The following is a 22,358-nucleotide window of genomic DNA, read 5'->3' as shown; positions in this document are numbered from 1 at the left end:
CTGTTACGACAACGCCCCCATGGAGAGTTTCTGGGGCACTTTGAAAACAGAGCTCGTATTTCATCGACAGTACTCAACCCGGCAGGAAGCTATACGAGATATAACCGAATACATAGAGATCTTTTAGAACCGACAAAGGCGACAGAAAAAACTTGATTATCTTTCACCTGCTGCCTTTGAGCAAAGGTTCTACAAACAACAGCTTGTACAGGAAATTGGTGTCCACTATTGACGACCGACCTCACGTCCCGAGCTTGACGAGTTCGCGGACATGTGTGAATGATGGATGAAAATTCCAATTCACGTTGAACCAGTGCAGGGAGACCATGTCAGGCATACACAAACACGATGAACAAAAAGAATCTGATATTGATATGGGATAGCCCAACACGAATATTCCACTGGTTTTTTGCCGGAGGATTTATAATCTCGGCTATGATCGCTCTAACGTTCGACGAACATAGCCCGCTCTTCCCTTACCACGCAATTTTTGGCCTGATTATTTTTCTAATGGTTGTTTTGCGGGTGCTCTGGGGATTTGCAGGTTCCAGTTATGCTCGCTTTGACTCGTTCGCTTTTAGCTTCACGAGCGTGTTGAACTATTTAAAAGAAGCACTTCGTGGTGGTGGAAAAAAATATGTTGGACACAACCCGGGATCGGCGTATGCAATTTTTTCCATGCTCATAATGACGATTGGGCTTGCAATTACAGGTATCATGCTTGGAACCGGTAACGAATGGGTTGAGGAGACACATGAGCTCCTCGCTTATGCCATGATCTCGGTTGTTGTATTACATATCATGGGAGTGCTGTTTCACATGATCCGCCACAGGGAAAACATTATTGCAGCTATGATTCACGGCAAAAAAGAAGCAGAAGCTCATGAAGCCATCTCTTCATCTCACTCGGTCATTGGATTTATTTTTCTTGTTCTTACGGGTGTATGGTCCTGGGGGCTTTATTCGAACTACGATCCATCAATGCACTCTATACGTCTGCCGATTGCTGGCATCCAGCTACGAGTTGACGAAATAGAGGACGAAGATCAACCTGACCAATCTGAAAACCACGGCTACAAAGACGATCACGACGAGAATGACGAAGATGATTGATATACGCCCCGTCGAGTAATTTAATTGTTGAACCAATCAAAACATCACCCGTGATGTTGAAAAATCTACTTTTTTCTGGCCTGCAGCACACGTGGCCGATCAGCCCAGTCTTTCACAACCCTGACCTCGACAAATCGGTTTGGTGCTGCGGTATCCAAAAGATCCAGCACTGACCCTCCCTGATCAGCGCCAATCTCCAGGAAAAGCCAGCCGTCTGGCGCAAGCCGATCAGCTCCTTCCAGAATAATCCGTTCTATAATATCGAGCCCCCGCTCTCCCCCGCTAAGGGCAAGGAGAGGCTCCCAGTCCCGCACTTCCGGCTGAAGGGTCGGGATGTCATCGTCCTTCACATAGGGTGGGTTGGAGACAATACAACCTAGCCCCGTGCCGGGACGGCACCAGGACAATAGATCGCCGCCAACCAGACTGATGCGATCACTCAGATCGTGAAGCAGGACATTTTTGCGGGCCATTACCAGAGCATCCAGAGAAATATCCACCCCGATCACCGGCAGGCCAAGCTCCAGAGCAAGAATGACTGCAATCACTCCGCTGCCGGTACAGAGATCGACCACAGGACCGGCCAGCGGAGCCTTTCGCAGAGTCGACAGGGCGTGCTCCAAAAGAAATTCTGTTTCAGGACGGGGGATGAGAACCGCAGGGGAGACCAGAAAGGTCCGGGACCAGAACTCGCAGGAGCCAAGAAGATACTGCAGTGGTTCGCGGCGCAGCCGCCGATGGAGGAGTTGCTGGAGCCGGTCGCTTTCCTCCCGGCTCACGGGTCGGTCGCCCTGGAGGAATAGCTCGGTCCGGCCAAGACCGGTGACATGCTGCACCAGAAGCCGGGCGTCCAGTTCAGGATTTTCGATATCCGGATCCTGCCGCAGCTCGCGGATGGCATCCTGGTACAGGGTGGACAGGCGCATGACGGCCTCGGCTCCGCAAGTCTACTGCAGAGTTTTCAATGCTTCGGCCTGGTAATGGGTGATAAGCGGCATGATAATCTCGTCGAGCGCTCCCCCCATGACCTGCTCAAGCTTGTAGAGGGTGAGGTTGATCCGGTGATCGGTAACCCGTCCCTGGGGGAAGTTGTAGGTGCGGATCCTTTCGCTCCGGTCGCCGGAGCCGACCTGGCTCTTGCGCTCTTCGGAAATCTTGTCGTGCTGTTCCTGCTCGAGCTTGTCGAGCAGCCGGGCCCGCAGGACCTGAAGCGCCTTGGCCTTGTTCTTGTGCTGGGATTTCTCATCCTGGCAGGTCACAACCAGCCCAGTGGGCAGATGTGTGATGCGAACAGCTGAATCAGTGGTGTTGACAGACTGACCGCCCGGTCCGGATGAGCGATAGACATCGAATTTGAGCTCATTGGGGTCGATCTGCAGCTCCACCTCGTCGGCCTCGGGTATGATGGCCACGGTGACCGCCGAGGTGTGGATACGTCCCTGGGTCTCGGTGTCGGGAACCCGCTGGACCCGGTGGACCCCGGACTCATACTTGAGCCGGGAATAAACCTGATCGCCGCTGATCAGCGCGATGATTTCCTTGAAGCCGCCAATACCGATAGGATTAGAGCTCATAATCTCCACCTTCCACCCCTGTTCCTCGGCATAACGGCTGTACATGCGGAAAAGATCGGCCACAAACAGGGCCGCCTCGTCGCCGCCGGTTCCAGCCCGGATCTCGAGAAAGATATTCTTCTCGTCATTGGGGTCCTTGGGAAGCAGCATGACCCGGATGGCTTCTTCCAAACGGTCTGCTTCCCGGGTCAGTTCCTCTACCTCGGCCCTGGCCAGTTCCATCAGCTCCGGATCTTCATCTTCCTTGAGCAGTTCCCTGTTCTCGGCCAGGTCCTCCTGAACCGCCTGATAGGAGGTGTAGAGGTCCAACAGCCTGGAAACCCGGGAGTGTTCACGCACCACTTGCTGATATTTTTTCTGATCATTCACCAGGGAAGGATCAGAAAGCTGCTGCTCAAGGGAAGCAAGTTTTTCGTCTAACTCGGCAAGATTTTCAAACATGGCCTGGATTGCGTATCAGGAATCTGGGGGGACAGGATCAGGATGTGAGGCAGCCATCCGTCCTCAAGGCCGCCTTTTTTCAGCACTTCCGCATCCGCAAGCAGATATCGACGGATTCCGAAGGAACTGTACCGGGAAGATCTGTCAGGCGAAAGAACCAGACCCGCATGATACACTGAAGGCATCATACGGGTCTTTAAACTGCGGGTTACTTGTTGTCTTTCTTATCGAAATGCTTGGCGTACTTACGCTTGAACTTCTCGATTCGTCCGGCGGTGTCAACGAGCTTCTGTTTGCCGGTGAAAAACGGATGGCAGGCGGAACAAATTTCCACTTTCATCTCCGTATTGACAGAGCCAAGTTCAATTTCGTTACCACAGGCGCACTGGGCCTTTATTTTGTGATATTCAGGATGGATATCAGGTTTCATCGTTCTTTGCCTCCAAAGAGAATACGTTGTCTGGAATGGACAACAATATAATTGTTTTGAAAACTGCTAATATTACCAGCTCGGAACATTTTTTAAACAAAAAAAACGAACTCACCGGTTCATGGAGGAAAAGAATTCCTCGTTGGTCTTTGTCTGACGCATCCTGTCCAGGAGAAATTCCATGGCATCGGCTGGATTCATGGACGAGAGTATCTTGCGCAGAATCCAGACCTTGTTGAGTTCATCGGCCGACAGAAGCAGATCTTCCTTCCTGGTCCCGGACTTCTGGATATCGATGGCAGGATAGATTCTGCGGTCAGCCATCTTGCGGTCAAGGACGATTTCCATATTACCGGTACCCTTGAACTCCTCGAAGATGACATCGTCCATGCGGCTGCCTGTCTCGATCAGCGCAGTGGCCAGAATGGTCAGGCTGCCGCCCTCTTCGATGTTTCGAGCCGCACCGAAAAACCTCTTGGGCCGGTGCAGGGCGTTGGCCTCCACACCACCGGAGAGAATTTTGCCTGAGGCTGGGGTCACGGTGTTGTAGGCACGGGCCAGACGGGTGATCGAGTCGAGCAGAATGACAACATCGCGCTTGTGCTCCACCAGCCGCTTGGCCTTTTCGATCACCATTTCTGCTACCTGGATATGCCGCTGGGGCGGCTCGTCAAAAGTGGAACTGACCACCTCGGCATCCACATTTCGCTTCATATCGGTGACCTCCTCTGGCCGCTCATCGATGAGCAGGACTATGAGGGTGATCTCCTTGTGATTATGCACGATGGCGTTGGCAATCTTCTGCATGAGCATGGTCTTTCCGGTTCGAGGCGGCGCCACGATCAGGCCGCGCTGTCCCTTGCCCAGCGGAGCGACGATATTCATCACCCTGGTGGAATAGTTATCCGGTTCCCACTCCAGGTTGATCCGCTCTTCGGGATACATGGGGGTGAGATTGACAAACAGGGTCTTGTTACGGGACGCTTCGGCCGACTCGTAATTGATGGTATCAACCTTGAGGAGTGCAAAATAGCGTTCATTATCCTTAGGCGCACGAACCTCTCCTTCAATGGTGTCACCAGTACGCAGGTTAAGCCGCCTGATCTGCGAAGGTGAGACATAGATATCATCCGGGCCTGGCAGGTAGTTGTAATCCGGAGCTCGCAGGAAACCAAATCCATCCTGCAGTACCTCGAGAACACCGCTGCCCCGCAGCTTGCCGTCGCCCTCGGCCCGGGCCTTCAGAATGGCAAAGATGAGTTCCTGTTTGCGCATGCCGGTATAGCCCTCGATATTGAGCTTGGCAGCCATGGAGACGAGTTCGTTAATTTTTTTGTTTTTCAGATCGGCCGGATTCATTGATCAGTTCATCCTCCTCATGGATAGAACATTTACATGAAAACCCCATGCGTACCCACATGATTCGGCTTTCATTTTTCCCCCGGTCAGGGAGCGGACTCCACGACCGGGCACAGGTTTATTCACAGTCAGGGGTGTCATGAAAAGTCACGCACCCTTACTCAGATACATTTTCACAAAATACAGGCCATACAACGACACTCAGAATTATCCATACCGGGACAGGTTCTAAAGCAAAACAATACCCATGGATTCAACTGTCAGGATATTTCTGAATATATACGTTCGATGCAAAGCGCAATATCAGTTACGCTTACGTCCTGTTATTGAATTATTGATGCAATATGAAATTAAGCGGCAGGAACAATACCTGAAATGATTTATACTGAAAAATTCAATCACACTCCCGTCTCTCAACAGAGGTGGGAGTATTTTGCATATATATCGAGCTTGAAAAATCAGAACGTGATTCCAACAGGGAGGGAACTGTACGTTGGAAATGCGTTTAAAAAGCTAATTATTGGTTTCCGGTATTTCTGTCAAGGACTTTCTTTCAAAAAACGCGCATCATAATCCGTTTTTTTGCCTGGCAGACAAAAGTTTTCCCAAATGGATCACCTGGAGATACGTTAATACCCATGGCCCCGTGTTGTCAATGGCATGATCGGCCACAAGTATTTTTTCAAAAAGATCCATCTGGGATTCAATGGCCTGCAGGGCTTCCCGACTGTCCACCGAATCCCGCTGCATCACCCTGGCACAGCGTGTTTGCAGCCCGGCCCAAACAACCACGACACGATCAAAATCCGCTTGCCAGCCGGCTTCGCACAGGAGCGGGACCTCGACGAGGACCATCCTGTGGTTCCGCAAGAGATCTCTGCAGCATTCGTTCATCTCCCGCCTGGCAAGGGGATGAAGCAGCGCATCCACCTGACGTCGTAAATCACGGTCATCAAACAGGGCCAGACGCAGCCGTTTGCGATCCAGTATCTGGCCTGAAAAAAAACTCGGGCCCAGCAGGGACCGCAACGACTTCCAGCCCGACTGGCCGGGCTCCAGCAACTGGCGGCATATCTGGTCCAGGTCGATCAGCGGCAGATTGAATCTATTTGCCCAGCAGCGGCTGACCCGACTCTTGCCAGAGCCTATCCCTCCGGTGATACCGATGACACATGGCCGGCATTCAATGTATTCCGCCACCGAGCTGCTCCATGAACTGGATCATATCCGGCCACAGGGATGTGGAAAAACGCATGTTGCGCCCGGTGACAGGATGGCAGAACCGGATTTCCGATGCATGGAGAAGCTGACGCTTCACCGCAGGCAGAGATTTGTCTCTTACCCGTCCTCCATAGACAAAATCCCCGGCCACGGGACAGCCCAAGGAGGCCATGTGAACTCTGATCTGATGGGTGCGCCCGGTTTCGATAGAAAGACGCACCAGGCATAACCCCCGCGCCAGAACCTCCTCCACCTCCCAGCTTGTCACCGCATACCGACCCCTGGCAGGCCGGATGGCCATTTTCTTGCGGTGCACCGGATGGCGGCCGATGGGGGCAACCAGCCGGCCACTTTCTTCGGCCGGACAGCGCAGGAGTATGGCATGGTAGCTCTTGACGACCCGCCGCTGCTTGAAGTCATCCGCAAGCCTGGCCAGGGCCTCTTCGCTCTTGGCCGCCACCATAATCCCGGACGTGTCCTTGTCGAGCCGATGAACAATACCCGGCCTGCTTTGCTCCAGGGCTGGCAAGTTTCGGCAGTGGTACAGCAGGCCGTTGACCAGTGTTCCCGAGTCATGGCCGGCAGCCGGATGCACCACCAGGCCAGGAGGCTTGACCAGCACCAGGAGATGACGGTCCTCGAAAAGAATATCAAAGGGAATCGGCTGGGCCTGCAGCTCGGAAGAAGGTGCGGGAGGCAGGTGGACAGATACGGTCTGGCCTGGTGCCAGACGTAGGCCTGGCTTGACTTTCCTGTTATCGACCAGTACGTGACCTTCCCTGATCAGCCGGGAAAGGGTGGCCCGTGAATATTTTTCCAGCTGGTCTACCAGAAACTGATCCAGTCGCCGGCCCCCGTTGCCTGTCGGAACCGTCAGAACAAAATGTCTGGAACATGGATCTGCGCTGTCTGCCGCTGAAGAGGATGCACCCGAACTACGCGTTACGATGCCCATCAATTCGGAAAAACAGGATCAGGCAAAGAGCTTTTCAATCAGCTGCTCTACTTTGTCTTCGTCCATATTTTTGGCAAGAGAAATCTCCTTAACAAGGAGATTTCTGGCGGTGTCCATCATTTTGCGCTCACCATAGGAAAGTTCCTTGTCGTCTTTCAGGATATACAGGTCACGCAGCACAACGGCCACCTCGAACACAGAGCCGGTCTTGATCTTTTCCATGTAATCGCGGTAGCGGCGATTCCATGTCTGGGAACTGATTTTGATATCACGCTCCCGGAGGATTTCCATAACTTTTTCGACTTCCTCGGTGGAAATGATAGCCCTTAACCCGACATTGTCGCTGTTTGCGGTCGGGATCATGATAGTCATGTCATTATCCAGAATTTTCATCACATAAAAGGACTGATCAACACCGCCTATCGACTGTGTCTCAATGGCCTTTATCACACCAACACCATGGGCCGGATAAACAGCCATATCACCTGCAGAAAACACTCGCTCCTCCCGGGAACAAATCACTGATTTTTCTTGTTTCATGAACGCAAGAAAGAATACGACAGACTCGTATAAGATACTACTATAGCATATTTTCCTGAAATAGCAAAGGAGAGTGAGGAACGAGACGAAAACTTCGAACTTTCGATTGGCTGTAATTTCGATCTTCCTGCGAAGATGGAGAAAGATAAAAACGAAAGGAATCAGGTGCGGCCGTTAAACCGGTTCATACACACCTGCACCCCCTCGCTGACAAAGGTCTCAATGACCTGACAGATCAGGTCCAGCCGCTCCTCAAGGAGGCGTTGCTCCTCAGGGGTGAAAGGGGCGAGTACATACCGTTCCACCGGCATACCACGGCCCCTGTCGTTGACTTCGGGCCGACCGATGCCGATCTTGATCCTGGCGAACTCACTGGAGCCGAGATGGGAGATGATGGATCGGATCCCGTTATGGCCGCCGGCCCCGCCCCTGGCAACGATCTTGATCCGACCCGGCGCCAGGTCGAGATCATCATGGATCACGAGGATGTTGTGCAGTGGAATCTTGAAAAACCGGGTAAATCCGGCCACGCACTCGCCGGACCTGTTCATGAAGGTCTGCGGCTTGACCAGAACCACCTGGCACCCCTCAAACCTCTCCCGGCAGTACAGCCCCTGGTACCTGGTACTGGTGATGCTCCAGCCCTGCTGGACGGCAAAATGGTCCAGGGCCAGGAAACCGGCATTATGCCTGGTAGTGGCGTATTTTTGTCCGGGATTGCCAAGACCGGCTATGAGAAAATCGGTTTCAGACATGGATAGAGCGGCAAAAGAGAACAGAGGTTCGACGTCCCGGATCTCCAGAAAAACAGGCCTCCGCCCGGACGGGCGCAAAGGACCTGTTTGATCCGGTTACCCGCACGAAGAAGAACTCTGCAGCGGTGACAGCCAGGAACGGGTAAGGGAACAACGCAAAAGAGCCGGGAAGAACAAAATTCCCGGCTCTGTACTATACCAATAAAACGCTCCGGCTGGAACCGGATCCGGAGGTAAAAACGAATGCGGCAACCTACGAAACGGTAGCGCAGACCTTGTCCTTGTCGTCAAGCATCTCAACGTTCTCGGGAATCTCGATGTCGCCACAGGTGATACCGGTATCCCCACGCTCCAGCGGCGTGACATCCACCTCGATGGAATCCGGAATATCAAGCGGACATCCCCTGAGCATGACGGAATTCTTGTAGACCAGCAGATCGCCACCCAGGTCAACACCCTTGGCCACACCGACATAATTCAACGGCACCTTGAAAGCAATGGGTCTGTCCAGCTCGATCTCGAGAAAATCCACGTGTACGACCCGGTCACTGACAGGATCTTTCTGGATCTCCTGGACAAGGACATGCCGTTTGTCCCTGTCATCACCCTCAATCTCCAGGGTAACTACGGCGTTGCGGCCATGAATCCAGAAGAGCGTCTTGTACAGCATGGTTGCATCGAACTGCAGGGCCAGTGCATCCTTACCCCCGGCATACAGGACAGCCGGGGTCTTCCCGGCCATGCGCAGCCGGCGATTTTCACCCTTGCCAAACACAGAACGAACGGCAGCGGGCATATCAACCTGTAACATGATAACCTCCTTTTCTCTCAGAGGAAAAGTTCCTCGGAAATTCTCTCGACTTTTAAAGCCACCGCCCGAAAAAGCAGCGGACCAGGCAAAATGAATCAGTAATCTCAGACAAAGAGATAGCTGACAGAATCTTCGTTATGAATACGACGAATAGCCTCCCCCAGCAGTTCGGCTACGGTCAATACGGTAATTTTTTTGCAATCCCTTGCCTTGTCCCGCAGAGGAATAGAGTCGGTCACCACCAGGGACTTGATGCAGGATTTTTCCAGCCTGTCGATGGCAGGTCCGGAAAGCACGGCATGCGAACAACAGGCATGGACCTCGCGCGCGCCCATCTCGGTCAACTTGGAGGCAGCCCCGCACAGCGTACCGGCGGTGTCCACCATGTCGTCGAGAAGAATGGCTGTCTTACCCTTTACATCGCCAATGACATGCATGGCCTCACATTCATTGGCCCGTTCGCGGCGTTTATCTATGATCGCAAGGCCTGCATTGAGTCGTTTGGCAAAGGCCCGGGTCCGCTCCACACCACCGGCATCGGGCGACACCATGACCACATCGTCAAAGGTTTCCCGGATGTACTTGAGCAGAATGGGGGCAGCATAGAGATGATCCACCGGTATATTGAAAAATCCCTGAATCTGGCCGGCATGGAGATCCATGCACAGAACACGCCTGGTTCCGACAGCCATCAGCATTTCCGCCACTGCTTTCGCGGTGATCGGTACCCGCGGGCGCACTTTCCGATCCTGGCGGGCATAACCGTAATAGGGAATAACCGCAGTGATACGCCGGGCCGAGGCTCGGCGCAGGGCGTCCACCATGATGATCAGCTCCATGAGATGATCGTTGACCGGCGGACTGGTGGGCTGAACAACAAACACGTCGGTACCGCGGACATTCTCGCCAATCTCGACCGATATTTCTCCGTCGCTGAATTTTTTGACTTCAGCGGCCGATAACGGCAGGTCCAGATATTCGCAAATGGCCTGTGCCATGACAGGGTTGGCATTGCCGGTAAATATTTTCATTATATTTGGCATAGTACAAGCCTCAAAAGAAAAATGGCTGGGGCGGCAGGATTCGAACCTGCGAATACAGGAGTCAAAGTCCTGTGTCTTACCGCTTGACGACGCCCCATCCCGGGAATCTCCGATGAAATGCTACTGCTCTGTCCGCTGCCGGGCATCCACGAGGTAGGTCAGGGGATAGTCCTGACGCAGGGCTGCATAACAGGCCTCGGCCTGTTTATACAATGCATACGGAAATAATCCAAACACTGTTGCGCCGCTGCCACTCATCATGGCCGCGACAGCTCCACCACCGACAAGCCGCTCCTTTATCGTTTGTATTTCCGGATACCTGGACACTGTGACTGTCTCCAGATCGTTGACCCATACATCTCCTTCCCGCTCCCCGGAAAGGTCCGGAATCTGCTCTGGCTGCAGTTGCGACTTATTTTGCGAATCATTTAGGTTAAAAATATTTTTCGAAACTGTCAACGCAAAAGTCTCGAAAGCCCATCTGGTAGAGACAGAAAATCCGGGATTGACCAACAAGACCAGGGTTTCTTCGAGAACCGGTGCCGGTTCGAGTATCTCGCCGATACCACTCGCCCAGGCGGCCTCCTCGGGAACCACGAAAAACGGGACATCGGCCCCGAGCTGTACCCCCATACCAATGAGCTCCCCCCTTGTACAGAAGGTGCCAAACAACTGGTCCAGCCCCAACAGTACTGCAGCGGCATCACTGGAGCCACCACCCAGTCCGGCCGCAACCGGGATTCTTTTGTGCAGGGTAATCTCCACCCCAAACGTCATCGGAAGTCTTTCCCCCATGGTCTTCCGGAACAATTCAGCCGCCCGCCAGGCAAGGTTGGTTTCATCTTCGGGCAGATCACTGTTGGGACAGCGCAGCACAATCCCTTCTCCGTACCGCAGCCTCACCTCGTCGACCAGATCGATCTTCTGCATCAGAGTCGAGAGCAGATGATAGCCATCTTTCCGGCGACCGACAATCCGGAGGCAGAGATTGATCTTGGCCGGAGCCGGGAGAACAAGCTCCCCTGCCCCGCTGCTATCGTCGGATGGTGTGGGGTCAACCATTGTCTGGGCAGGCCCGGGCAACGGATTCATCCTCCGGAGATTTTGACATACCGCAGTTTGAGCTCATAGAGAATATTGTTGAGCAGTTCTTTCTCATCCTCTTGCAGGTTACCCCGCGTTTTGTCCTGCAGCATGCTCAGGGTGTCGATGGAATGGCGGGCAAGCTCCATATCCACTGCCTTCTCACCGGTTTCAGGATGCGGCAGCTCGCCCATGTGGAACAGGGCCGACGTGTTGAGCGACAGGATAAAGGTACTGAAACTCACCTCTGGCATCACGCACCTTCCATCTGCCGCGCGCACTTTACCATCAGGACATGGCCTGTTGCTTTCCGCCTGATTCCCCATACTGTTTATCCTCCTCTTAGGTCACCCGCAAAGGCTCTGGCCGTATCAGGCCGTCGAAAAACCACTGCGTTTGATGATACGGCGTCAAAATTCGGCTCAGACAAGTGCGAACCCTGTAATGAGTTACCGTGTACCGTACCCCCATGTACACTGCACTTTTTCGCCTCATTTTATGCCATCTCATCGTCATATTTTTCAACAACCTGTTATCCCCCGTAAGGAGGCAGCTCCAGGACCATGGCATCGTCAATATTGGGCAGTTCCTGCACCCTGGCAAGCAGCTCCCTGGAAATACGGGTGTCGGTATTGAGGAGAATCACGTTCTGGTTACTCTCCTCTTCGCGCCCCACGGTCATCCGTGATATATTGATCCCACCCTCGCCCAGGGTTGTGCCCAGGGCACCGATCACTCCGGGAACATCTTTGTTGTAGACCAGCAGCATGGGGCCGGCAGGCAGGGCTTCGAGCCGGAAAGAGTTAAGGCGGACCAGCCGGGGCTCTTTCTTGCCGAACACCGTGCCGGCCAGCATATTTTCACCCTCGTTGGTCTTGACCCGTACCCGGAGCAGATTGGTAAAATCCGCCGCGTGCTGGGTCTTGGACTCCACCACCCGGATACCGCGTTCCCTGGCAATAAGTGGCGCATTGACATAGTTAACCGCATCCTGAAGGATCGGGGTGAACAGTCCCTTGAGAAAGGCCACGGTCACCGGGCCGGTGTCCTGTTCGGCCAGGTCGCCTGAAAATTCCAGCTCCACCTCTTCCACACCGCCACGGGCGACCTGCATGTGCAGCGAACCGAGCATCTCGCCAAGGGCGATATAGGGCCCGACTTTGGCCAGGACATCGTCACTTACCGAGGGAACGTTCACCGCGTTGCGGACAACACCTTTGAGCAGATAATCGGCCACCTGCTCGGCAATGGCCACCGCGACATTTTCCTGAGCCTCGGAGGTGGAGGCACCGAGATGCGGGGTACAGATAAAATTATCAAGGCCAAGCAAAGGGGTGTCTTCCAGGGTCGTAGGCTCTTTTTCGAAAACATCCAGAGCCGCTCCGGCAATCCGACCTTCCTTGAGGGCCTCGTAGAGAGCTTCTTCATCGAGCACGCCGCCACGGGCACAGTCGATAAACATGGCGTCCGGCTTCATGTTGGCGAAAAACTCGGTGGAGAGCAGGTGTTTGGTGTCCTTGGTGAGCGGTGTGTGAACAGAGACAAAGTCGGCCCGCCTGGCCAGCTCCATCAGGTCCACCAGTTCCACGCCAAGTTCCTCCACCAGTTCCGGCGGCATGTAGGGATCATAGGCAATGACCTTCATCCTGAGTCCCTGCGCCCTGCTGGCCACAATGGAACCGATACGACCGATGCCGACAATGCCAAGGGTTTTGCCGGTGACCTCGCGCCCCATAAACTTCTTTTTTTCCCACTTTCCGGCCTTCATCGAAGCGGTGGCCTGGGGAATATTGCGGGCAAGCGACATCATCATGGCGATGGCATGTTCAGCAGCCGTGGTAGCGTTTCCGTCCGGGGCGTTCATGACCACGATGCCCTTCTGGCTCGCGGCCGGGATATCGACGTTGTCCAGCCCGATACCGGCCCGGCCGACCACCTTGAGCCTGGTGGCTGCTTCGATGATATCTTCACGCACCTTGGTGGCACTGCGGATAACCAGCCCGTCATAGTCGGGAATGATAGCCTTGAGTTCCTCGGGCGGCAACCCTGTCTTGACATCAACATCCAGACCGGCGTCCCTCAGAATCTTTTCTCCGACCGGTGCCAGGTTATCACTGATAAGTACTTTCATTGTCCCCCCTTACAACTGATATGTTATAGAATTGAGTTGCATTATAATATGGTGTTTTTCCACTCAAACAAAGACAGACGCCCTCTGGACTCAAGGCAAAGCCCAACGGAAAAACATTGCTTTTTTAACGGGAAAAAGGGACTATACCGCTAAACAGATCTCTCTACAACAGGAAAAACCAACAGACCTTCTCTGTCCCGGCCAGGGCGATTTTGCCTGCACCTCGGAAAAAGGCAGCCACCGTCCTTCCCTGGATAGTGCCCGGACTCCCTCCCTGGCCCCCAGGGTGCAACCAGGGGTATGATTGTCCAGGGGACACAGGCCACCCCAAATTTGACAAAACCGGCGGTAATCAGGTAGTTTTCGTGGTCATCTGCCAGGCAACAGCTCAATTGAGGTTGAAGAAAGCGTGCCTGCAGTATATATAGGGCGGTTTTGTATTTCTTTTGTATTTCATAAGCATCACCTGCTTTCCCTCTCACTGTTCCGGCCAGACCGGCAAAGGAGATTTATTCCATGACTGAAGTTCGAGTGCGTTTCCCCCCCAGTCCCACAGGGTATCTCCATATCGGCGGGGCCCGAACCGCCCTGCTCAACTGGCTGTATGCCAGAAAAACCGGCGGCAAGCTGATCCTGCGTATCGAGGATACCGATGCTGAACGTTCGACCCGGGAATCCATTGAAGGTATCATCGATGGCCTGAACTGGCTGGGCCTTGATTGGGACGAAGGACCTTATTTTCAGACCGAATTTGCCGACGAACATGTGGCGGCCGCCAACCGGCTGATGGAAACCGGCCATGCCTACAAGTGCTTCTGCACCAAGGAAGAGCTCGATGCCAAACGGGAAGCTGCCCTGGCCGCCAAAAAAGATGTGCGCTACGATGGCACCTGCCGCAACTTAAGTCCCGAGGAAGTTGCAAAAAAAGATGCCGCCGGTATCCCGTACGTGGTCCGCTTCAAGGTCCCGCAGAGAGAAGGTACCGTGGCTTACGAGGACAAGGTGCTCGGCCGGATTGAAAGGGCGTATAGCGACATCGAGGATTTTGTCATTGTCCGCTCCAATGGCAGGCCACTCTACCTGCTGTGCAACGTGGTCGATGATATCCGGGATCGGATCACCCACGTGATCCGCGGTCAAGACCACATGACCAACACCACCCGCCAGATCCTGCTCTACGAGGCCCTGGGCGCGCCTGTGCCGGTCTTTGCCCACATGCCCCTGACCCTGGATCTGCAAAAGCGAAAAATCTCCAAGCGCAGTCATGGTGAAATCGTGGCTGTACAGTTCTACCGCGATAAGGGGTTCATCCCCTGGGCGCTGTGCAACTTCCTGGTGCTGCTGGGCTGGAACCCGGGCACGGACCAGGAAATCTTCTCTCGCGAGGAACTGATCAAAGCCTTCACCCTGGAGCGAATAAGCAAGGTCAACTCGGTTTTCAACTACCGCAAAGGCGATCCCAAATTTTTCACTGACCCCAAGGCCATCTCCATCAACGCCCACTACCTGCGGACCATGGATATCGAGGAGCTGGGCTCCATGGTCAAGAAGGAGTTGGAGGAGGCCGGCCTGTGGGACAAGGCCTATGAAAATGATAAAAAACAGTGGTACCTGGAAACCCTGGACCTGATCCGCGACCGGTTCCATACCCTGAAAGACTTCTGCACCATGGGTCGGGCCTATTTTGGTGACGACTATGAAATCGAGGCCAAACCGCTGAAGAAAAACATTCTCAAGCACCCTGACCTGAAAAAATGGCTGCCCATGCTCGCCGAGCGCTTCGCGCAGCTCCCGGAATGGACCACGGAAGAGACCGAACGCGTTACCCGGGCGCTGGCCAGCGAACTCGACATCAAACCGGGTATCCTGATCAACGGCATGCGGACCGTGCTCACCGGTCAGCTGGCCGGGCCCGGGATGTTCGACATTCTCGTTGCCCTGGGACAGGACCGGGTGGTACAACGGTTACAAAACATCGATCACCTGTACGAAGATAATGCATCATGACACCATACGACACGGCTGACAAACCGCAGGATTTCATCCGCCAGATCATTGCCGAAGACCTGAAATCGGGCAAACACTCCCAGGTGATCACCCGGTTTCCGCCCGAGCCCAATGGCTTTCTCCACATTGGCCACGCCAAATCTATCTGCCTCAACTTCGGCATAGCAAAAGAGTACAACTCGGTTTGTCATCTCCGCTTTGACGACACCAATCCGGACAAGGAATCCACTGAATACGTGGAGGCCATCAAGGAGGACGTGCGCTGGCTGGGCTACGACTGGGGCGAGCACCTCTATTATGCCTCGGACTACTTCGACAGGCTCTACCGCTACGCCATCCAGCTCATCGAAATGGGCAAGGCCTATGTCTGCCACCTGAGCGGTGAGGAGATCCGCGCCTACCGGGGCACCCTGACCAAGCCCGGCAGGGAGAGTCCTTATCGTAACCGAAGCGTGGAGGAGAACCTGGACCTGTTCGAACGAATGCGGGCAGGAGAGTTCGATGAGGGTGAGTGCGTCCTGCGGGCCAGGATCGACATGGCCTCGCCCAACATCCTGATGCGTGATCCAGTCATCTACCGGATCCTAAAGACATCCCACCACCGGACCGGGGATAAGTGGTGTATTTATCCGATGTACGATTTCACCCACTGCCTCTCGGACATGCTCGAAGAGATCACCCACTCCCTGTGCACCCTGGAATTCGAGAACAACCGGCCGCTTTACGACTGGTTCCTGGACACCCTCAAGACCCCCTGCCATCCCCGGCAGATCGAGTTTGCCCGCCTCAACATCAACTACACGGTGATGAGCAAACGTAAACTCCTGCAACTGGTGGACGAAGGCCACGTGAACGGCTGGGACGATCCCAGAATGCTGACCCTCTCCGGGCTGCGGCGCCGCGGTTACACACCGGCATCGATCCGCAACTTCTGCGATATCATAGGGATCGGCAAACGTAACTCCTGGGTGGACATGGGAGTGCTGGAAAACGCGGTCCGCGATGATCTCAACGACCATGCCCCCCGCGTTCTGGGCGTACTGCGGCCCCTCAAGGTGGTCATCACAAACTACCCGGAAGAGCAGGTGGAGTATTTCAATGCCCAGAACCACCCAAAGAACCCGGAAATGGGCACCCGTCCTCTCCCCTTCTGCCGCGAGATCTACATCGAAGCCACGGATTTCATGGAAGATCCGCCGAGGAAGTTCTTTCGTCTCGGACCGGGCCGGGAAGTACGGCTGCGCTACGCCTATTTCATAACCTGTCAGGAGGTCATCAAGGACGAAAAGGGCAACGTGATCGAGCTGCGCTGCACCTATGATCCGGAAACCAGAGGTGGATCAGCGCCGGATGGCCGCAAGGTCAAGGGCACCATCCACTGGGTGTCGGCCAGGCACGGCATACCGGCCGAGATTCGGCTCTACGACCGCCTCTTCACGGTCGAGCATCCGGACATGGACAGGGAAAAGGACTTCAAGGAATTTCTCAACCCACATTCCCTGGATATCCTGACCGGTTGTATTGTCGAACCCGAACTGGCCAGGGCCACTCTGGAAGACCGCTTCCAGTTTGAACGGCAAGGCTACTTCTGCCTGGACAGCAGGGACAGCCGGCCAGACAACCTGGTTTTCAACCGCATTGTTACCCTGCGCGACACCTGGCAGAAAATGAACAAAAAAAAGAAATAGCAGCCCACACTGCCAGAGAAAGGAATTACACAGGCCGGACACCTGTCCGGCCTGTGTAATTTTCAGCACCAGTGTCCTTGCCGGGAAGAGAACGAGACATTCTGCCACCGGTACGGCAAAAAACGAAGAGATCACGTACAGGTTCAAGATATATTATAGCGTCGGGTTACGCGCCAGGTGAAGAGTCACCCGGGAGCGACAGAAATCAGTCTGCAGCGTCCGGCTTCTCCTCCCCCTTCTCCTCGTGCCCGGGAATTGCTCTGTCCTTGCCGTCTTCGTCTTCGACGATAATCGTGGCCATCATATCCTCGGCATCCTCTTCTGCAGCCTCATAAAACATGAGACTCTGCATGGGACCGCCGCTGCCCCTGTCGAGACGTCGCTCCGACTTGTCGGAAGGCGCCGCACCCACGGAAGCGACAACAGAAAAAGAAAACAAAATCAACATCAGAGCAAGGCAGGAAAATCGTTTCATACGCTTCAATACCCACAGTGAAAATTTGTAAGGACAAGGCGACCCCGCAAAGCCGGGAGCCAGTCCCAGTACGCACAACATCCTGTCAGCTTACCCAGCTCGAAACGAAACGCAAGTTTTTTCCCGTCGGCCTTGCGGGTCCACCAATGCACCCGCTGCAAGGCTGTATCTTTCCTGGTTTATAAAGGAAGGTTTTGTGGTAATCTGGCAGTAAGATAAAACATCATGGAGATTCCACAGAAGCATGGAAGTGAAAGGCTGTTGCCTGTACCAGTACCGGGGATAAAATAATGAAAAAGATAGATCTCAACGAGACCAGGGAGTTCAGCCCCCTGGGAATGAAAAGTATTGTCCTGCACGACTCTGAATTTTTCAAAATTCTCAACTTCAACATCAAGGGTGGCTCCATCTTTCCGGTGCACAGTCATGACCTGGATGGTCAGCTGAGCATTCTGGTGATCGAGGGTGAGGGGGCCTTTCTGGCGGACAACGACGAAGAGATTCCTGCCAGGACCGGGGACATGCTGATCTCGGATATTCGTGAGCCCCACGGAGTCAAGGCGGATACGGACATGCGGATCGTGGTGACTATTGCGCCGCCTATTTAAGAAGACCCTTTCCAAAGGGTATGGGGCAGACTCGGGACAGGGCGGCACTTTCATGGTTCTCTCCGTCCCGACCGAGATTTGAGGCGGTATCTCCCGGAGAAAAATATCCTCCGATTACAGAGCAGCTATCAAAGAAGGGAGGAACGGCGCTTACGGGATTGACCGCTGCCAAGGCCGATCAGCCAGCCAATGAGGAGGACACCACTGCCGGCGAGAAACCACTTGATGCTGGTGTTTTTGCGCAAACGCCGATTTTCGTCTTCCACGGTCCGGTAGCGCTGGCGGATTTCTTCCAGCTCCAGCCTGGTGTCTTCCAGCTGCTGCCTGGTCTGCACCACATTAGCCGCATCCCGTTTCAGGGCCTCGTACTGCTTATGAACCGTGTCCAGTTCGGCCAGGCAGCCGTCTTTCTGACTTTCGCTCTCCTGCAGTGCTGCCTGCAATAAGTCAACCTCTTTCTGCATACTTGCCTTGAGCGAGGCAATCCGTTGTTCAAACGAGGCCTGTTTTTCCAGCAGGTTCCTGTTTTCCTTCTTCAGCCTGGCGACCACCTGATCCAGGGGCGGCTCAGTGGAGAGATACCTTTTGAGAATCCATCCCTCTTTGCCCTTTTCCGTGCGGATCCTGGCCCAGTCACCCTGTTCTTCAAGCAGCTCGACCCTGGTGCCATCGTTGACGATCACCACGATCCGGTACTCCATGCCCTGGCCGCGGCGCACCGGCACCTCCAGCGAGGGTTTGACATAGCGGATCTCGGCCATGGCCGCACCACTCCAAAGCAGGACAATGACCATCACCACCGGAACATAACGTAAAAACAAAAGAAAACGACACATCGTTCGTACTCCTCCAAGCCCAGACATCGGGACCTCTTTCTTCTGCAGACCAACTCTATTCGCCTGCCCAATGTATTACCGTATTGTCAGGCAGGCTTTCTCTCGCGGACGCTCCCTGACATACACTCATACCCTGAATCAGCCGCAAGTTCAACCGTGCCTGGATGATGACAACTGGGGGGTGGCTCTGGTCAGAACAACGATGCTCAGCACCAGGAGAATGGACACCAGACCCAAGACCGGGTACACGGCCCCAAGCCCGCGACTGTTCTCCACCAGGTGCACAAGCTTGACGGCCAGGGCTCCGACCCCGAAGGTAAGGACAAACTTCATCCCATAGGCCGAGCTGTGGAGCCCCGGCGGGGTAAGCCTGGCCACCAGCGTATTCTCGATGGGTTGCATCCCCAGGAGGAAAAACGAGTGGGCCGTGGCAAGCAGGACCAGTGGCACGTCGGTCACCCGGCCGATAACAAAGGCCAGCGGGATGGTCACCAGGTGAAAGGCCAGATAGCCCCGGCGCAGGTCGAACATCTCCCCCACCCTGCCGCCGACGAATTGGCCAAGCATCCCCACCAGGTACAGCCCGGAAGTAATCACCGTGGCCACCACATTACCGGACAAGGTTCCGGAAAACAGACCGCTGAGCGAAGTATAGATACCCTGGCCTTTTAATTCGAAGAGTGACGGCAGGGTGACCGTGGTGCCACGGTAGACGATGCCACCAAGCATCATGGCCACCAGCAGGACCGCAAAACCAGACCAGGATGCGCTGCTATTGGTACTGTTGTGGCTGGTATGTCTTTCCCGGGACTCGGTGCGGACCTGGAAGAGGAGGACAATCCCGGCCAGATTGAGCAGTCCGACGGCCGCGTACACCGCCTGCTCCCCCCAGAGCCAATTGATGAGACCGGCCAGCAGTGGTCCCGTGGCCAGCCCCAAGTTGCCGAACATGCCGTTATAGGCCATACCGGTGGAGGTCCTGGAAACGCAGCAGGCTATCCATCCCAGGCCCGCTGGATGGTATATGCCGGAAAAGAGGCCGATGCCGGCCAGGGTCCAGCGAAGGATCTGCGGGTCGTCGATGAAAAATCCACTTGCCAGGGCCGACACTCCGGCGCCAACATAGAAAAGTGCCAGCAGCGGCCTGGCCCCGAACCGGTCCGAGAGCAGGCCCCAAGGCAGGGCGGTAATCCCGAACAGCAGGTACATCCAGAACCCGAGTTCCAGGGTCTCGGCCATGCCCAGGCCCAGCCGGCTGGAAAGCGGCAGCAGGATGGCCGGAAAGACCAGCATGTTGCAGTGGCTCAGGAAATGACCGTAACAGGTGACTGACAGTATTTTCCGATCGCTGTGGTTCATTTGAATCCGTACAGTCCAGGGAAGATCACAAGGGATGCCAGCACCAGAACCTGAATGCAGATAAAGGGCAGGACCCCCTTATAAATATCCGTGGTATGCACCTCCGGAGGCGAGACGCCCTTCAGGTAGAAGAGAGAAAAGCCAAAGGGCGGGGTAAGAAACGAGCTCTGCAGGTTCATGGCAATCAATATGGCAAACCACATGGGGTTGATACCGATGTTATCGGCGATGGGCAGCAGGATCGGAACCACGATATAGGAAATTTCGATGAAATCGATAAAAAACCCGAGCAGCATGATCGCCACCATGGAGAGGACCAGGAAACCCCATTTCTCACCGGGCAGGTTGGTCATGAACTGCTCCACTATGGAATCCGCCCCGGTGTAGACAAACACCATGGAAAAGGCCGTGGCACCGATGAGGATGGCAAAGACCATGGCGGTGATTTTGACGGTTTCCAGGGAGGAGTCCATGACGATCTTCCAGCTCAGTTTCCGATACATGGCCGCAAGGATCATGGAGCCAAGTGCCCCCACCGAAGCGGACTCGGTCGGAGTGGCCACCCCGGCGAAGATGGATCCCAGCACCAGCACGATCAGGGTCATGGGTGGCAGGATGGCAAAAATCGCCCGCTTCAGAGAGCCCTTTCTGTCATACGGGTTCACTTCGATGGCCGGCGCCACTCCGGGCTTCAGAAAGGCAACGACAAGAATATAAAAGATATAGCAGACCACCAGGGTCAGGCCCGGCCAGAGTGCGGCCTGAAAGAGGTCTCCCACCGGGAGCTGGAACACGTCGCCCAGGATGATCAGGACAATGGAGGGCGGAATGATCTGCCCGAGAGTTCCCGATGCGCAGATTGTCCCGGTGGCGATCTTCTTTGAGTAGCCGTACTTAAGCATGACCGGCAGAGAAATAACCCCCATGGCCACCACGCTGGCACCAACCACACCGGTGGAGGCGGCCAGCAGAGTTCCCACCAGGACTGTGGAGATAGCCAGGCCTCCACGGACCTTGCCAAACAGCACCCCCATGGATTCCAGCAACCGCTCGGCCAGCCGGGACTTTTGCAGGACAATACCCATAAAGATAAAAAGCGGGACTGCCATGAGAATGGTGTTGGTCATGATGGAGTAGATGCGAAACGGCATCATGGAGAACATGAGAAAAAACTCTTCCGCCACTGCGGCCAGCGCCGGATGGGGCAATAACTCGATATAGGCGGCAATGGCGCCGAAAAACATTGCCACGGCCCCGAAGGTGAACGCCACCGGATAGCCCAGGGTGAGCAGCGCAAGGGCGAAAAAAAACATTATGATGCCGGTCATTTTATCTCTCTCAACTTCCTGACGTTCTGAAGGATGTACCCGATGGCGCTGATAATCAGGAACCCAAAGGACAGTGGAATCATTCCCTTGATGACCCAACGGAAAGGGAGCCCGCCGGGATCTTCGGAGATCTCATGAGTCTCGTAGGCGTCGCGGACAAATTCCAACGAACCGGCGAATATGAGCAGGGCCAGGGGGATGAGGAAGAACATGGTGCCGATGATGTTGACAATCGCCTTTTTGCGCGGACTGAATTTATCAAACAGAAAGTCCACCCGGACATGCCCCTCGTCCTTGAGAGCCACGGAGATACCAAAGAGGATGATGACCGAGAACAGGTGCCACTCCATCTCCTGCATGCCCACCGAGGAATTATGGAACATGTAGCGCATCATCACGTCCCAGGAGACATTGAAGACCATGAGCAGGAGAAGTACCGACAAAATCCGGCCCACTCCATTCACCATTTTTCTTATTATCTTTTCAAAGAAATCCAGCATGACCTGTTACTGTATCCACAAAAAGGACCTATCGGGATCAAAACCAGATCCGCCCTGTCAAAGGTGATCTGACAGGGCGGAAAACCAGGATTCCAGCAAGA

At 54.6% G+C, this 22,358-nt stretch carries 22 protein-coding genes, 1 tRNA gene and 2 pseudogenes; 6 read left to right on the top strand and 19 right to left on the bottom strand.

Annotated features, from left to right (window positions below; genetic code table 11):
• Positions 1–232 (top strand): annotated as a pseudogene (locus tag ACXJJY_RS03715) (IS3 family transposase); the annotation flags it as partial.
• Positions 233–348: 116 nt separating this feature from the next.
• Positions 349–1,113 carry a cytochrome b/b6 domain-containing protein gene (locus tag ACXJJY_RS03710; RefSeq protein WP_456385359.1) on the top strand — a complete coding sequence of 255 codons (765 nt, stop codon included), beginning with the start codon at positions 349–351 and terminating at the stop codon, positions 1,111–1,113.
• Between the two features lie 65 nt (positions 1,114–1,178).
• Here ACXJJY_RS03710 and prmC read toward each other — a convergent pair whose 3' ends face one another.
• Together prmC and prfA are read right to left on the bottom strand one after the other, a co-directional pair.
• Positions 1,179–2,039 carry a peptide chain release factor N(5)-glutamine methyltransferase gene (prmC, locus tag ACXJJY_RS03705; protein WP_456385358.1) on the bottom strand — a complete coding sequence of 287 codons (861 nt, stop codon included), beginning with the start codon at positions 2,037–2,039 and terminating at the stop codon, positions 1,179–1,181.
• A 21-nt stretch (positions 2,040–2,060) separates the two neighbouring features.
• Positions 2,061–3,128, bottom strand: coding sequence for a peptide chain release factor 1 (gene prfA, locus ACXJJY_RS03700; RefSeq protein WP_456385357.1), 1,068 nt, complete (start codon positions 3,126–3,128; stop codon positions 2,061–2,063).
• 183 nt (positions 3,129–3,311) lie between these two features.
• Here prfA and ACXJJY_RS03695 point away from each other — a divergent pair.
• Positions 3,312–3,359: pseudogene (locus ACXJJY_RS03695) on the top strand (hypothetical protein); the annotation flags it as partial.
• On the opposite strand, the gene rpmE reads toward ACXJJY_RS03695, so the two are convergent.
• The 12 genes from rpmE to serA form a co-directional block, all read right to left on the bottom strand.
• Positions 3,337–3,558, bottom strand: coding sequence for a 50S ribosomal protein L31 (gene rpmE / locus ACXJJY_RS03690; RefSeq protein ID WP_456385356.1), 222 nt, complete (start codon positions 3,556–3,558; stop codon positions 3,337–3,339). The pseudogene ACXJJY_RS03695 and the gene rpmE overlap by 23 nt on opposite strands.
• Positions 3,559–3,669: 111 nt before the next feature.
• Entirely contained in the window at positions 3,670–4,917 is a 1,248-nt protein-coding gene (rho, locus tag ACXJJY_RS03685) for a transcription termination factor Rho (protein ID WP_456385355.1), read from the bottom strand.
• 567 nt (positions 4,918–5,484) lie between these two features.
• On the bottom strand, positions 5,485–6,117 hold the full coding sequence (coaE, locus tag ACXJJY_RS03680; RefSeq protein ID WP_456385354.1) for a dephospho-CoA kinase: 633 nt from the start codon (positions 6,115–6,117) through the stop codon (positions 5,485–5,487).
• Complete coding sequence (locus ACXJJY_RS03675) at positions 6,101–7,093, bottom strand: RluA family pseudouridine synthase (protein ID WP_456385353.1); 993 nt, start codon at positions 7,091–7,093, stop codon at positions 6,101–6,103. Before ACXJJY_RS03675 ends, coaE begins: the two co-directional genes overlap by 17 nt.
• An 18-nt stretch (positions 7,094–7,111) precedes the next feature.
• Positions 7,112–7,591, bottom strand: coding sequence for a CarD family transcriptional regulator (locus ACXJJY_RS03670; protein WP_456385352.1), 480 nt, complete (start codon positions 7,589–7,591; stop codon positions 7,112–7,114).
• A gap of 203 nt (positions 7,592–7,794) precedes the next feature.
• Entirely contained in the window at positions 7,795–8,388 is a 594-nt protein-coding gene (gene pth, locus ACXJJY_RS03665; protein WP_456385351.1) for an aminoacyl-tRNA hydrolase, read from the bottom strand.
• Positions 8,389–8,641: 253 nt separating this feature from the next.
• On the bottom strand, positions 8,642–9,199 hold the full coding sequence (locus tag ACXJJY_RS03660) for a 50S ribosomal protein L25 (protein ID WP_456385350.1): 558 nt from the start codon (positions 9,197–9,199) through the stop codon (positions 8,642–8,644).
• A 104-nt stretch (positions 9,200–9,303) separates the two neighbouring features.
• On the bottom strand, positions 9,304–10,242 hold the full coding sequence (locus tag ACXJJY_RS03655) for a ribose-phosphate pyrophosphokinase (RefSeq protein ID WP_456385349.1): 939 nt from the start codon (positions 10,240–10,242) through the stop codon (positions 9,304–9,306).
• Between the two features lie 22 nt (positions 10,243–10,264).
• Positions 10,265–10,339 (bottom strand) — tRNA-Gln (locus ACXJJY_RS03650).
• Positions 10,340–10,362: 23 nt separating this feature from the next.
• A complete protein-coding gene (gene ispE / locus ACXJJY_RS03645) occupies positions 10,363–11,334 on the bottom strand; it encodes a 4-(cytidine 5'-diphospho)-2-C-methyl-D-erythritol kinase (RefSeq protein ID WP_456385348.1) in 972 nt (323 codons plus the stop codon).
• Entirely contained in the window at positions 11,331–11,579 is a 249-nt protein-coding gene (locus ACXJJY_RS03640; RefSeq protein ID WP_456385347.1) for a DUF1844 domain-containing protein, read from the bottom strand. Before ACXJJY_RS03640 ends, ispE begins: the two co-directional genes overlap by 4 nt.
• Positions 11,580–11,857: 278 nt before the next feature.
• On the bottom strand, positions 11,858–13,456 hold the full coding sequence (gene serA / locus ACXJJY_RS03635) for a phosphoglycerate dehydrogenase (protein ID WP_456385346.1): 1,599 nt from the start codon (positions 13,454–13,456) through the stop codon (positions 11,858–11,860).
• A 516-nt stretch (positions 13,457–13,972) separates the two neighbouring features.
• Between serA and gltX the strand changes: the two genes are divergently transcribed.
• Together gltX and ACXJJY_RS03625 are read left to right on the top strand one after the other, a co-directional pair.
• A complete protein-coding gene (gene gltX / locus ACXJJY_RS03630) occupies positions 13,973–15,463 on the top strand; it encodes a glutamate--tRNA ligase (protein ID WP_456385345.1) in 1,491 nt (496 codons plus the stop codon).
• Complete coding sequence (locus ACXJJY_RS03625; protein WP_456385344.1) at positions 15,460–17,151, top strand: glutamine--tRNA ligase/YqeY domain fusion protein; 1,692 nt, start codon at positions 15,460–15,462, stop codon at positions 17,149–17,151. The genes gltX and ACXJJY_RS03625 overlap by 4 nt, the downstream gene beginning before the upstream one ends.
• 205 nt (positions 17,152–17,356) lie before the next feature.
• Here the strand turns inward: ACXJJY_RS03625 and ACXJJY_RS03620 are convergent, their stop codons facing one another.
• Positions 17,357–17,626 carry a hypothetical protein gene (locus ACXJJY_RS03620; protein WP_456385343.1) on the bottom strand — a complete coding sequence of 90 codons (270 nt, stop codon included), beginning with the start codon at positions 17,624–17,626 and terminating at the stop codon, positions 17,357–17,359.
• Between the two features lie 290 nt (positions 17,627–17,916).
• Here ACXJJY_RS03620 and ACXJJY_RS03615 point away from each other — a divergent pair, with 290 nt between their 5' ends.
• The gene (locus ACXJJY_RS03615; RefSeq protein WP_267928800.1) at positions 17,917–18,234 is read left to right on the top strand and encodes a cupin domain-containing protein; all 318 of its coding nucleotides are present in this window, start codon (positions 17,917–17,919) and stop codon (positions 18,232–18,234) included.
• A 128-nt stretch (positions 18,235–18,362) separates the two neighbouring features.
• Here ACXJJY_RS03615 and ACXJJY_RS03610 read toward each other — a convergent pair whose 3' ends face one another.
• The 4 genes from ACXJJY_RS03610 to ACXJJY_RS03595 all read right to left on the bottom strand — a co-directional run bounded on the left by ACXJJY_RS03610 (position 18,363) and on the right by ACXJJY_RS03595 (position 22,257).
• A complete protein-coding gene (locus tag ACXJJY_RS03610; protein WP_456385342.1) occupies positions 18,363–19,070 on the bottom strand; it encodes a TIGR04211 family SH3 domain-containing protein in 708 nt (235 codons plus the stop codon).
• A gap of 150 nt (positions 19,071–19,220) precedes the next feature.
• On the bottom strand, positions 19,221–20,429 hold the full coding sequence (locus ACXJJY_RS03605) for an MFS transporter (protein WP_456385341.1): 1,209 nt from the start codon (positions 20,427–20,429) through the stop codon (positions 19,221–19,223).
• A complete protein-coding gene (locus tag ACXJJY_RS03600) occupies positions 20,426–21,757 on the bottom strand; it encodes a TRAP transporter large permease (RefSeq protein ID WP_456385340.1) in 1,332 nt (443 codons plus the stop codon). Before ACXJJY_RS03600 ends, ACXJJY_RS03605 begins: the two co-directional genes overlap by 4 nt.
• A complete protein-coding gene (locus tag ACXJJY_RS03595; RefSeq protein WP_456385339.1) occupies positions 21,754–22,257 on the bottom strand; it encodes a TRAP transporter small permease subunit in 504 nt (167 codons plus the stop codon). Before ACXJJY_RS03595 ends, ACXJJY_RS03600 begins: the two co-directional genes overlap by 4 nt.
• Positions 22,258–22,358 lie beyond the last annotated feature (101 nt).

The sequence above is a fragment of the Desulfolithobacter sp. genome (assembly GCF_054025815.1).
The sequence above is the reverse complement of the archived record's forward strand: the minus strand, read 5'-3'. Positions and strand labels throughout refer to the sequence as shown.